This is a genomic window from Neisseria sp. HMSC075C10, from assembly GCF_001815615.1.
GTDB lineage: Bacteria > Pseudomonadota > Gammaproteobacteria > Burkholderiales > Neisseriaceae > Neisseria > Neisseria subflava_A.
In genome coordinates this window covers 162,755-175,683 of sequence record NZ_KV821248.1, presented here as the reverse complement: position 1 = coordinate 175,683, position 12,929 = coordinate 162,755, and the positions used below count along the sequence as shown (strand labels likewise).

Genomic DNA, 12,929 nt, shown 5'->3' with positions numbered 1-12,929 from the left:
CGGCCTTTGTACGGAGGGCCGTCTGAAAAACTAGGTTATAGGTATTATATTTGTATTCTTAGTAATTATTTCAATATTTACAGATACCCTCAATTGAAATGAGAGCCTCATGTGAAACCGGTTTTACGATTGCCGTCAAATATGCATTCAATATTTGAAATTTTCACCCAAGTAAACCGAACGGACTTGTTCATTGTTGACCAAATCATCCGGCTTGCCTGAAGCCAATACCGTACCGTCGCTGATAATGTATGCCCGGTCGCAGATGCTGAGGGTTTCGCGCACGTTGTGGTCGGTAATCAATACGCCGATACCGCGTGATTTGAGGAACTCAATGATTTTCTGAATATCGATGACGGCAATCGGGTCAACGCCGGCAAAAGGTTCGTCCAACAAAATGAAACGCGGCTGCATGGCCAGCACGCGTGCGATTTCGACACGGCGGCGTTCGCCACCGGACAAAGATGGCGCAGGGTTGTTGCGCAGGCGCTCGATATTCAAATCTGCCAACAGTTTTTCCAGTTCGGCATCGATGCGGCTTTTGTCCTTTATGCTGATTTCCAAAATGGCGCGGATATTTTGTTCCACGGTCATTTTGCGGAAAATCGAGGCTTCCTGCGGCAGATAGCCGACGCCGAGGCGGGCGCGTTCGTGAATGGGCAGGTGGCGCAACTCTTGTCCGTCCAACATCACGCTGCCTGCATCGGCGGCAATCAAGCCGACAATCATGTAAAAACTGGTGGTCTTACCCGCGCCGTTGGGGCCGAGCAGGCCGATGACTTCGCCGCTTTCGATTTCAAGGGAGAAGCTTTTGACGACTTGGCGTTTTTTGAAACTTTTTTGCAGGTTTTGAACCACAAGACGGCTGTTGTTTGCGCTCATATTCTGTTGACTTTCGATATTGACCTCAGGCCGTCTGAACCTTTTTCAGACGGCCTTTTTGTGTGTTTTCTTATTTGTTTTTCTGCGTGCTGGACGGCTGGATGACAACGCTGACGCGGCCGGATTTGGCGGCGGATTTCACACCGGATTTGGCGCTGCCGTTGATGGTGTAAACCTCGGTTTTGGTGTTGTAAGTGATGACCGCACCTTCGGCCACATCACCGCCGCGCTGTACTTTGGCATTGCCGGACAGGGTAACCAGACTGGCTGCGGAAGAATACGTTACAGTATTGGCTTGGCCGTTGACCACGCCTTTGCCGCCGTCCAACTCTTGGCTGAATTTGACGGGCGAACCGGTGGCTTTCATCAACTGCTCGCTTTTGTCGTTGCGTGAAACGGTTACGCTGCCGGCACGGATATTGAGCGTGCCTTGTTTGATGATGACGTTGCCGGAAAAGGTGGTGCTTTGGTTGTTTTGGTCAAGCGAGCCTTGGTCGGCTTCGATTTGAATCGGCTGCTTGCTGTCGCTTTGCAGGGCAAAGGCCGGGCTGGTGGCAAAAACGGCAACAAGGGCTAAGGTTTTACAAATTTTTTGTATCATAAATTGTGGCTTTCACTTTGGAAGGGAAATTCAGCAAACCGGTTTTGTGGTCATAAGTCATGCCGTTTGCCTGACCGCCGGACTGTCCGTATTGGAAAGTAACGGGGCTGTCGGTATGGGCGTATTGCGCTTCGGTATCGACATTCAAACGTTCAGTTTTGACGATGCCGGCCAAACGCTTGGCATCTGCCGCTTTGTTTAAGACGACATTTTGTTCAAAAACGACTTTTTTGTTTTGAATATTGTACGCAGCCTTGTCGCTGCCGACTTCGTACAACAGGCTGCCGTCGCGGTAAAACGAAAGATGCGGTTTGTACAAATGCACATCCGCGCTATTCGGATATTGGACGGCATCAACTGCGCTCAGGTTTTCTTTCAGACGGCCTTCTTGGTCAAAACGTTTGCCGTTGATGCCTTTCATCGAATATTGCGGCTCATTCGGATTGAGGACGACTTCTTCGACTTGCACTTCGCTGATGCGGCCGAGCCACGCCGCCAGTGCGCCAAGTGAAACGGCCAACACCAGCGGAAAGGCGATTCCGTAACGCCATCTGATTTTCATCGTACATACTCTTTCAAAGCAGGTTCAAGCGTACCTTGCGCCTGCATAATCAAATCGCACACTTCACGCACCGCGCCTGCGCCGCCGGATCGTCGGGTTACATAATGGGCATATTGCAAAGTAAACCAATGCGCTTCGGGGACGGCGACCGCCAATCCGCAACGCACCATCACGGGCAAATCGACAACATCGTCGCCGACAAAGGCGCACTCATGCTCCTCCACACCGGCCTGTTCGCGTAATTGGGCGTAGGCGGCACGTTTGTCGTGAATGCCTTTGAAGTAATAGTTGATACCGAGCTGCTTCACGCGGATACCGACGGAAGGCGCATCGCGGCCGGTAATAATCGCTGTTTGCACGCCGCTGGCCTGAAGCATTTTCAAACCGTGTCCGTCCAAAGTGTGGAACGATTTGATTTCTTCGCCATTGTCGCGGATAAAAATGCGGCCGTCGGTCAAAACGCCGTCCACATCCAGTATCAGCAGTTTGATACCTAAAGCGCGTTGTTGCAGGTCGGAAGAGAGGTTTTGCATAAGGTTTCCTTATTTCAGACGGCCTATTCTAGCATAAGGCCGTCTGAAAACGTTTTTGCCGTCGTTTCAGACAATTCGTGCCATCAATAAATCGTGCATGTTCAGTGCGCCAATCAGTACGCCGTTTTCTTCGACCACCAGCAAACCGTTCACATGGCCGCTTTGCATAGCTTTCAAAGCTTCGGTGGCGAGACGATCGGCAGAGATGGTTTTCGGAGAGGCGTGCATGATGTCGTCCACTTTCAAACCGGCAAAGCTGTCGCGTTCTTGAAACAGACGGCGCAAATCGCCATCGGTAAATACGCCTTTCAGACGGCCTTCGGCATCGGTTACCGCCAACATGCCCAAGCCTTTTTCACTCATGCGGACAATGGCTTCTTTCAACGGCGTACCCAACAAAACGGCAGGCAGGGCTTCGTCTTTGTGCATGATATCCGCCACGCGCAGCAACAGGCGCTTACCCAAGCTGCCGGCCGGATGGCTTAAAGCAAAATCGTCCGGCGTAAACGCACGCGCCTGCAGCAATACCACTGCCAGCGCATCCCCCAACGCCATCACGGCGGTCGTACTGGAAGTCGGTGCAAGGCCGAGCGGACAAGCTTCTTTGGAAACTGCCGCGGTAATATGGATATCGGCATGGCGCGCCATGGTCGAAGTCGGATGGGCTGTAATGCAGATCAGCGTGATGTTTTTGCGTTTCAACGCCGGAATAATCGCCGCAATTTCATCGCTTTCACCGGAATTGGAAATGGCAACCACGACATCGTGGTCCACAATCATGCCCAAATCGCCGTGCGCCGCTTCGGCAGGATGGACGAAAAACGCAGGCGTGCCTGTCGAAGCCATGGTTGCCGCCATTTTGCGGCCGATGTGTCCGGACTTGCCCATGCCTGTAATGACGACCCTGCCCTTGCAGTGCAACAACGCTTCTGCCGCACGGACAAAATCATGGTTCAAAGCCGCCGCAATTTCACGCAAACCTTCGGCTTCCGTATCCAATACATCGCGCGCCCAGTCGAGATAAAGTGTGTTTTCCGCCATCAAAGCCACCTTTCGTGCTTGAATTTAGGTTTGTTTTGCCCAAATTAATCGGCTGTAAACTGTTCAAATTCATCGAATCGGCGTAGCATTACCGCCACTTCACAAACAAACCTATTATGTAAAAGGAATCAGAGATGACTATTTTATCGGACGTTAAAGCATTAGGACAACAAATCTGGTTGGACAATCTCTCCCGTTCGCTGGTACAAAGCGGCGAATTGGCAGAAATGCTGAAACAAGGTGTGTGTGGCGTAACTTCCAATCCTGCCATTTTCCAAAAAGCCTTTGCCGGAGATGCCCTGTACTCCGATGAAGTAGCCGCGCTCAAACAACAAGACCTGACCCCGAAACAACGCTACGAAACCATGGCGGTTGCCGACGTACAAGCCGCCTGCGACGTATGTCTTGCCGAACACGAATCTACCGGCGGCAAAACAGGATTCGTCAGCCTCGAAGTTTCGCCTGAGTTGTCCAAAGACGCACAAGGCACGGTTGAAGAAGCGCGCCGTCTGCACGCCGCCATCGGCCGCAAAAATGCCATGATTAAAGTACCGGCAACCGACAAAGGCATCGAAGCACTCGAAACCCTTGTTTCAGACGGCATCAGCGTCAACCTGACCCTGCTTTTCTCCCGCACCCAAACCCTTAAAGCCTATGCGGCCTACGCGCGCGGCATTGCCAAACGTTTGGAGGCAGGGCATGACGTTTCCCATATCCAAGTTGTCGCCAGCTTCTTTATTTCCCGTGTCGATGCCGCGTTGGACGCTACCCTGCCCGACCACCTCAAAGGCAAAGTCGCCATTGCGCTGGCCAAAGCCGCTTATCAAGATTGGGCGCAATACTTCGGCAGCAGCGAATTTGCCGCACTTGCAGAAAAAGGTGCCAACCGCGTCCAACTTCTGTGGGCATCTACCGGCGTGAAAAACCCTGCCTATCCTGACACTTTGTACGTTGACAGCCTGATTGGCGCCCATACCGTCAACACCGTTCCCGATGCCACACTCAAAGCCTTTATCGACCACGGTACCGCTAAAGCCACTTTGACCGAAGGTGTGGACGAAGCCCAAGCGCAGCTTGCCGAAACCGCCAAACTCGGCATTGATGTCGAAACTTTGGCAACGCGTTTGCAGGAAGACGGTTTGAAACAATTTGAAGACGCTTTCGCCAAACTGCTTGCTCCCTTGGCTTAAGCGGATTGAACGGACGGCCGAGAAACTTAAATCATTTTGAAAAGTCTCAGGCCGTCTGAAACCCAAATTCGGGCGTGTACGGCACGCCCTTTTCTATCACGATTTGAATACCGTGCAGGCATACTGCCCCTGCCCTACAAAACCACCCTGCCATGTATATAGGACGTTTCGCCCCCAGCCCTACCGGCCTGCTTCATGTCGGCTCCCTACTGACTGCCGTCGCCTCCTATGCCGACGCGCGCGCTCATCAGGGCAAATGGCTGGTCCGCATTGAAGACCTTGACCCACCGCGCGAAATGCCCGGCGCCGCTGCCGATATTTTGCGCACGCTCGAAGCTTTCGGTTTTGAGTGGGATGGCGAAGTCGCCTATCAAAGCCGCCGTTACGACCTGTATCAAGACACCCTCGACCGCCTCAAAGCGGCCGGGCTGGTGTATCCCTGCTATTGCAGCCGAAAAGACTGGCAGGCGGCGGCAACACATGGCGCAGACGGATTTGTATATAACGGCCGTTGCCGCAATCCTCAGCAAAGACCCGACACGCAAAACAAAACGCCGGCATGGCGCATTCAAGTTCCCGATCGCGTAATCGGTTTTTCAGACGGCATTGTCGGATATTACGCACAAAATCTGGTACACGACATCGGCGATTTTGTCCTGCTTCGTGCCGACGGCTATTGGGCATATCAGCTTGCAGTGGTTGCCGACGATGCCGATCAAGGAATAACCCATATTGTCCGCGGTCAGGACTTGCTCGTTTCCACGCCGCGCCAAATCTATCTGCAACAATGCCTAGGCGTTCCCACCCCGGCCTACGCCCACCTTCCCCTACTGACCAACAACCAAGGGCAAAAATGGTCGAAACAAACCCTTGCTCCGGCTTTGGATTTGAATCAAAAAGAACAGCTTCTCCGCCAAGTCCTAACCTACCTCAACCTACCCGATGCACCTACAGTGAACCGTCCTCAAGAATTGCTCGATTGGGCGGTGGTGCACTGGCAAATGGACAAAATCCCAAAATCGTCCATTATCACGGACTGAATTAGCATGATTACAACAAAATTACTCTAGGTATTACAATATTTCATAAAATTATGTAAGTAATCTTCCGATTCATCCCAAACCATGCCCAAGAAGCGAAAAATCATGTATATTTTAAAAATTTCCTAAAATTGTCACAAACTGATAATTTCAAGCTTACAACAACATACGGCTGACGCGTTATTAAGGACGATAAAGCGCGGCAGTTCTCCCACGATACAACAAAAAGAATACCGCTATGCCAAGTGCCATTATTGTAGAAGACGAAGTATTAGCAGCAGAACGCTTACGTGTATTATTGGAAGAGTGCAATGTCGTACTGCTCAACGTCTTTCACCATGCCATGCCAGCATTGGAGTGGCTGAGCGTCCACGAAGTCGACATCGTCTTTGCCGACATCGGCATGCCGGAAATCGACGGTCTCGAGTTTGTCGAACGCATTAAGCGTACCGCCAAACGCCAGCCGGAAATTGTATTCACCACAGCCTACGAAGAACACGCCCTGCGCGCGTTTGAGCTGGCTGCCGCAGACTATCTGCTCAAACCAATCAAAATGACCCGCCTGCAAACCGCGCTTGACCGCATCATCGAGAAAAACCGCGAAAAAGCAGACAGTTTCACCCATTTCAAAGTGTACAACCGCGAACGCATGGTTGAAATCCCATGGCAACAGGCGCGCTACCTGATGGCGGAACACAAAACCGTCTATCTGTTTACCGGTGACGGCCAAAGCTACGAATTACCGAAAACATTGGTTTACTGGGAAGAATTGCTGGGCGATAAAGTCATCCGCATCCACCGCAATGCCCTCGTCTTCCGCCACACCCTAGACAGTCTGATTCGACTGGACGATGACGAAAACGATGAATCCGCATCCACGTGGAGCGCTAAAATTCTCGATATTCCGACCCCGTTGCCCGTCAGCCGCCGGCAACTCTCCACCCTGCGGAAAATCATTAAAAACAGCATCTAACAATGCGCTCCTTGACTCGTTCTCTTTAAATCAAAGGCCGTCTGAAAAGATACTTTTCAGACGGCCTTTTAACTTATCAGCCAAATGGTAGAAATTTAAAAAAAGAATAGTCCAAATCTGTCGTTTAGCTCTATCCAAGCTTTCAATTTGATCAAAGCTTGTTTTGCCCTCAAACAAGCTTTTCTATCCACCAATCCAACATTTTTGAATTACTACTACTCAACAGAAAAGGCCGTCTGAAAAAATTCAGACGGCCTCGATGCTTAAGCCTTACCAATTAAAAGAACAATTCACGCCAGCTGATGCGTTTGAGTCCGCATGTACGGCCTTCTACTTTCAGGCTGACCAGTTGGTTAGACAAGAGACTGCGATCACCCTTGGTTGCGAAACATTTATTGTTTGGCACGCTCGGCGTAGCGTTCAGCTCCTTATCCGTACCCGTGCCGCCGCTATCGCCATCGGCAGTTACCGGAGAATCGTCGGCTTTGCTGGAATTCAGATAAGTAAAATTGATAACGCCATCAAAAGTCATACCGTTGGCGTAATAAATCTGACCATTATTTTCACGTTTGAAAAATGTGCGATCCTTATCCTTACTGGAGATACGCGCATCACGCAAGCCTAAACGTCCGCCGTTTTCGGCATTTACGCCCAGAATAATCGTTTTCGCAGTCGTTTGTTCGGACTTACTGTCCGGCAAACAAACATCGGTACCGGAAGAATCGGGATGAATTGTTTTGGTTTCATACTTACGGATGGTCAGAACAGCTGTACGCAAAATCATCGTCGGTTTGACAGTCACACGTTCATTCGGACCTAAAGTCAGACTCCAGCCTTTTTTGCCTTCACCAACCTTATTATTGCTGACATAAATGTGTTCGCCGTCACTTTCTCTGGTTTGCTGTTCCAACTCACTGCTGTTTGCCAAAACCGCTTTTTTAGATTCATCAGTAGACACATCGTCGTAAATACCATAAACGGCATTGATTTGTCCGTTGGTACCTTCTAGTTCATTCTGATAAATCTCGCTACCCGTACCAAAAATAACGACATACTTGTCTTTACCGCGACGGGAGACCGCAGGCGCAGACGTAATCGGTTGATTACCCGAGCCTTGGAAAATCATTTGTGCCGACCATTCAGACGGTGTTTCACCACTCAAGTCGAAGCGGAACATATTACCGTAACGGTCACCTGCATAAGCAATATCGACAATACCGTCAAAATCGGTGTCTACCAAAGTGGGGGTAGAGAGGCCCCCTTTGCCATTGTGAACAGGAATTCTGCGCAAGAGCTTGCCGGCTTCTTTAGAAAAAGAAACATTAGTGCCAGTATTTTTCGTCCCTGCCTCTTTCCCTGTCATATCATAGACATATAAAGCCGTGTCATTATCCTCACTATTCACGTCTTCAGTACGATAACCGCTGGCCAAAAAGCCCGCATAACGCACATTCGATTCCAGATTAACCGGAGTAGTATCGCGCTTGATGGAAACACGGCCGATTTGTGTCGAACCAATGGTATAACCCAGCTTATTGCCAGTGCCTTTTGCAGTTTCAAACAAAGGTACAGTCGTATTCCAACTACTACTACGAACACTGTCAGCCACTGCACCAATATTCAACGCATACGCACCGCGTCCACCCTGACCCATCGCACCAAACATAAAGGTTTGCTTCTTATCAGGCGTTTGACGGAGAACAAAACCACCATTGACCATATAGCGGTGTGGTTGTCCTTTTGTGGAACCATAGCCCTCACGAGCAATATCCTTCAGGACTTTACCCAAAGTTGTCGCTTGACCTTTCTCGTCCTCGCGCTCCATGCTTGCCGGGATATAGCTGAGTTTCAGGTCATAAGGATTGCTTGACGTATCATTACGACGGAAAATATGTACCATGCCATCATTGGCAGCGGCGACCAAAAACTCTTGACGGCCTTTATCCTTATTCCCAATAGCTGCAACCGAACCGTCTAAAATATCGCCCAAATTACGTTCATCTTTATTTGGATCATTAGGGTCAGTCGGACGGACACGATAAGACTGGCTATAATCTTTTGCTCCTGCATCCGCTTTAATGGCTTCATCAGTACCTACTCGGCCAGTCCATTTCAGCAATGCATTTTTCCATTCCAACTTATCTTCTGCACTGCCGTCTGAAATGCCAAAATCAGAATTTTCAGCCTCATTATCTGCAACGCTATCGATGAAATAGGTTTTCCTGCCATCATTAACCAAAGTGAGGCGGTTATTAAATGATGGCTGGTCAAACTCTGTCGTATTGATAGGCGTACCATTGCGGTTTAATTTATAAAACCGCAACTGACTGCTCCAAGAGCCGGTATTCAAATGAACCGTTGCAGCCATATTGGGAATACCTGTACTGGTCGTCACCGGCGCAGTTGAAGCTGCCCCTTCAAATTTCATTATTTTGCTGTCAGTTTCAATATTGTCGATAATGGTTTTAAAGGCCTCAAGCAACTTTTCAGGTTTTGCGGCATTAAAATACCAGTCTGGGCGACTGGCACCCTTTTCCAGATAATCTCTCCCGACTTTAGAGATTCCCTCACCAAAGCCCACGGTAAAAGTCTGAACCAATTGCTTGCTATAATCTACGCCCTTAGGATCGCTTGGATCACCATCCCAGCTCTTGCCTGCAGCATCTCGACGATCCTCTGGCTTAATCGCAGCATCTAGACGATTTTCTGACTTAATCGCAGGTTTAATATCTTTTTCTGCCAAAGTCTGGCTAAAGAAACGCATACCGCGTTTTTCATCCTCATAGTTCCTATCCCAATAAGGAACAATAATTTCGCCAATGCCTTTGACTTCTCGTTTACCATCTTTTTCACCTAAAAGCACCCAATCCCCTGAATCATCTTTTGCATAATCAGTATATTGGCATTGAAACTTTTTCTCCCCTTCAAGAGTATTCAATCTCGGATCATAATTTGGCAGATCAAAATATCCTTCAAGGCCGTTTCCTGAAAAATATTTGCCTTCCCCATGTTTTTTTTCATAAGCTTTTACTTCAGACGGCCCGAAATATTCATAGACCTCATCCGAGCTACGATCAATAGCACGGTAATAGTTTGAATAATAATATTTTCGGTCATAATTGAAATTAGTATTGTCAGAATTACTTGGATTTTCTCCAGAGGCCTGATTGCTACAACTCATATTGGCATCGCCATCAGAAACCACGACAACATAAGATTTCTGACAGCGGTATTTGATATTCGGTATAACAAAATTTTTGACGACTTCATAATAACGGCGCGTTGTCGGCGTAGCTTGGTAAGCCAACATCTCATCTACCTTCTTACTGACATATTCCCAGTTCCGATCGGCAGAACCATCCGTAAAGCCTTCAGTATCCTTCATATCGCCTTTGGTATCGTCGGGTTTAGACAGTTTTACATATGCGTAAAGAGCATTATCCTTTTTCCTTTTTTCCTCATCCCATTTCCAATACCGAGGATTATTATGTAAAGTCTGCAAGCCCCAGTTAAACTGATCTTTATACCGCTCCAAAACCTGCTTTAATGCCGATTTTGCAATATTGATTTTTCTATTCTTATCATCTACACGATATTCACCCTTGGCATCAGCCAACATACTGCCCGAATCATCAATCAAAAACATAATATTATGCTTGACTTTGGGCTGGCCAATAGGCTCGTTTACGTTTTTCAGGTAAAACGGAATTTCGGCAAAACCATTCTTTTCTTTAGATTGCTGGGTATTTGCCTGAACGGAAAAGCTAATGAGGGCTAAAGCGGAAGCGATGCTTGCATGAATGAGGCGATGGCGGCCTGATGGAGCGTTTTGCATAATGTGTTCTTTTTTCATCGGATAATCTCAGTTAAAAATGACGTTGTTTTTATTTTTTATGGGGCTACGATTTTAGCATAAACAGCCTGTTTCATGTTTGATTCGGCTGAATTTCCCTAAGCGCGCATTTCAAGCACAACAAAAATGAAACAATCCGCCTGCTCAGTTTTAAGACGGCCTGACTGAATATTTAGTTCAACCTTATTCATCAGGCATTCCAAAAGCAAGGGACTGTACCGTAAAGATAAAACGTTTTTAAATTATCGATTATTGGCTCTACGCTTGAAATTCCTATTACTTTGACTTAAAATACACTGCTTCTACGGCATAGACCGCTATGTCTGAAAAAGCACGTTACACAGCAAAATCAAAGCTGCGGAGCGTGTTTTTTTTTAGCCGAGATTTCCGAAGGCTGTCTTTTTTGTAAACAATTTTTATTTTTCAGACGGCCTGACCCATTTTTTCGAACCGACCATCATCAGGCAAACAGGATTCCATCATGACCACTCCGGCTCTTCTCGTTCTCGCTGACGGCAGCGTATTTCACGGCACATCAATCGGTTACGAAGGTTCGACTTCCGGCGAAGTCGTGTTCAACACTTCCATGACCGGCTATCAGGAAATCCTGACCGACCCTTCCTACTGCAAACAAATCGTTACCCTTACCTATCCACACATCGGCAACACCGGTACCAACGCCGAAGATGAAGAAAGCCGCTGCGTTTACGTCGCCGGTTTGATTATCCGCGACTTGCCGCTCTTGCACAGCAACTTCCGCGCATCCGAAAGCCTGCACGACTATTTGGTACGCAACAAAACCGTCGCCATCGCCGATATCGATACCCGCCGCCTGACCACCCTGTTGCGTGAAAAAGGCGCGCAAGGCGGTGCAATCTTGACCGGTGCGGACGCTACGGTTGAAAAAGCACAAGAACTGATTGCCGCATTCGGCAGCATGGTCGGCAAAGACTTGGCAAAAGAAGTTTCCTGCACAGAAACTTACGAATGGACCGAAGGCGAATGGGAATTGGGCAAAGGTTTCGTTACACCTTCCGAACAGCCTTACCACGTCGTCGCCTACGATTTCGGTGTCAAAACCAACATCCTGCGCATGCTCGCCTCACGCGGCTGCCGCCTGACCGTCGTTCCCGCACAAACCAGCGCGGAAGACGTCTTGGCACTCAATCCTGACGGCGTATTCCTATCCAACGGCCCCGGCGACCCCGAGCCTTGCGGCTACGCCATCAAAGCCGTACAAAAACTGATGGAAAGCGGCAAACCGATTTTCGGCATTTGCTTAGGACACCAACTGATCAGCCTCGCCATCGGCGCCAAAACCCTGAAAATGCGCTTCAGCCATCACGGTGCCAACCACCCTGTACAAGATTTAGACAGCGGCAAAGTCGTCATCACCAGCCAAAACCACGGTTTCGCCGTCGATGCCGACACTCTGCCCACCAACGCACGCATTACCCACAAATCCTTGTTCGACAACACCTTGCAAGGCATCGAACTGACAGACAAACCTGTATTCTGCTTCCAAGGCCACCCCGAAGCCAGCCCGGGCCCGCAAGACGTCGGCTATCTATTCGACAAATTCATTGACAATATCAAAGCAGCAAAACAATAAAGCTGATTTTTTCAGACGGCCACACTCAACTCGACAACAGGCCGTCTGAAAACCAAACTTCAAAAATATAAATTCAGCCCCCTCTCAACATCTGTACAGCCTGAAAACCCAATCGTCTAATCAGAAAGGAAAACCAATGACTGAAAAACAAATGCACATTCTTTCCGTCACCGCCACCCTGGCCGGCGTCGGTATGTACGTTTCTTATATCCCGCAAATCCAAAACAACCTTGCCGGCAACCCCGGCTCGCCGTTGCAACCCCTCGTCGCCGCCATCAACTGCACATTATGGTTTGCCTACGGCTTTTTGAAAGAAAAACGCGACTACCCCATCATACTGGCAAACGCCCCAGGCATTATTTTGGGTTTGATTACATTTATCACTAGTTTTTAAGGAAGTTTTCAGACGGCCTGTGCAAAATAAAAACGCAAACGGTCGTCTGAAAAAAGTGGCCAAAATATCAATAGCAGGAATTTTTCAGGTAGTTTTTTATCGCAAGGCAGATGGAACAAACCCCGCGAGCGTTTTTTCAGACGGCCTTTAATATGTACCGCAAGGCACGCACGCGATGGGTTAAAGTGCAGGGAAAATGGAGAACGCGTGCGTATCGCACGCACCCTGCATACAAGCTAATAGCTTGC

General features: G+C 48.8%; 11 protein-coding genes. 5 read left to right on the top strand and 6 right to left on the bottom strand.

From position 1 onward, the window contains the following. Nucleotides 1-147: 147 nt before the first annotated feature. From lptB to HMPREF3047_RS02830, 5 genes are all read right to left on the bottom strand, one after another. Nucleotides 148-882 carry an LPS export ABC transporter ATP-binding protein gene (gene lptB, locus HMPREF3047_RS02850; RefSeq protein ID WP_063069323.1) on the bottom strand — a complete coding sequence of 245 codons (735 nt, stop codon included), beginning with the start codon at nt 880-882 and terminating at the stop codon, nt 148-150. A 70-nt stretch (nt 883-952) separates the two neighbouring features. Continuing rightward, on the bottom strand, nt 953-1,483 hold the full coding sequence (gene lptA / locus HMPREF3047_RS02845) for a lipopolysaccharide transport periplasmic protein LptA (protein ID WP_070712132.1): 531 nt from the start codon (nt 1,481-1,483) through the stop codon (nt 953-955). Next, the gene (lptC, locus tag HMPREF3047_RS02840) at nt 1,464-2,045 is read right to left on the bottom strand and encodes an LPS export ABC transporter periplasmic protein LptC (protein ID WP_070712131.1); all 582 of its coding nucleotides are present in this window, start codon (nt 2,043-2,045) and stop codon (nt 1,464-1,466) included. Before lptC ends, lptA begins: the two co-directional genes overlap by 20 nt. After that, nucleotides 2,042-2,578, bottom strand: a complete 537-nt coding sequence (locus HMPREF3047_RS02835) for a KdsC family phosphatase (RefSeq protein ID WP_003686818.1) — start codon at nt 2,576-2,578, stop codon at nt 2,042-2,044. Before HMPREF3047_RS02835 ends, lptC begins: the two co-directional genes overlap by 4 nt. Nucleotides 2,579-2,644: 66 nt before the next feature. After that, entirely contained in the window at nt 2,645-3,619 is a 975-nt protein-coding gene (locus HMPREF3047_RS02830) for a KpsF/GutQ family sugar-phosphate isomerase (RefSeq protein ID WP_070459486.1), read from the bottom strand. 134 nt (nt 3,620-3,753) lie between these two features. Between HMPREF3047_RS02830 and tal the strand changes: the two genes are divergently transcribed. The 3 genes from tal to HMPREF3047_RS02815 all read left to right on the top strand — a co-directional run bounded on the left by tal (nt 3,754) and on the right by HMPREF3047_RS02815 (nt 6,822). Beyond that, complete coding sequence (tal, locus tag HMPREF3047_RS02825) at nt 3,754-4,809, top strand: transaldolase (RefSeq protein WP_070712130.1); 1,056 nt, start codon at nt 3,754-3,756, stop codon at nt 4,807-4,809. 152 nt (nt 4,810-4,961) lie between these two features. After that, a complete protein-coding gene (gene gluQRS / locus HMPREF3047_RS02820; protein WP_070712129.1) occupies nt 4,962-5,849 on the top strand; it encodes a tRNA glutamyl-Q(34) synthetase GluQRS in 888 nt (295 codons plus the stop codon). 238 nt (nt 5,850-6,087) lie between these two features. After that, a complete protein-coding gene (locus tag HMPREF3047_RS02815; protein ID WP_070459495.1) occupies nt 6,088-6,822 on the top strand; it encodes a LytR/AlgR family response regulator transcription factor in 735 nt (244 codons plus the stop codon). A gap of 277 nt (nt 6,823-7,099) precedes the next feature. On the opposite strand, the gene pilC is transcribed toward HMPREF3047_RS02815, so the two are convergent. Continuing rightward, a complete protein-coding gene (pilC, locus tag HMPREF3047_RS02810; RefSeq protein ID WP_070712128.1) occupies nt 7,100-10,675 on the bottom strand; it encodes a PilC family type IV pilus tip adhesin in 3,576 nt (1,191 codons plus the stop codon). 481 nt (nt 10,676-11,156) lie between these two features. Between pilC and carA the strand changes: the two genes are divergently transcribed. Then, nucleotides 11,157-12,287 carry a glutamine-hydrolyzing carbamoyl-phosphate synthase small subunit gene (carA, locus tag HMPREF3047_RS02805; RefSeq protein ID WP_070656162.1) on the top strand — a complete coding sequence of 377 codons (1,131 nt, stop codon included), beginning with the start codon at nt 11,157-11,159 and terminating at the stop codon, nt 12,285-12,287. 136 nt (nt 12,288-12,423) lie between these two features. Next, complete coding sequence (locus HMPREF3047_RS02800; RefSeq protein WP_049225703.1) at nt 12,424-12,681, top strand: SemiSWEET family transporter; 258 nt, start codon at nt 12,424-12,426, stop codon at nt 12,679-12,681. Nucleotides 12,682-12,929: the final 248 nt, after the last annotated feature.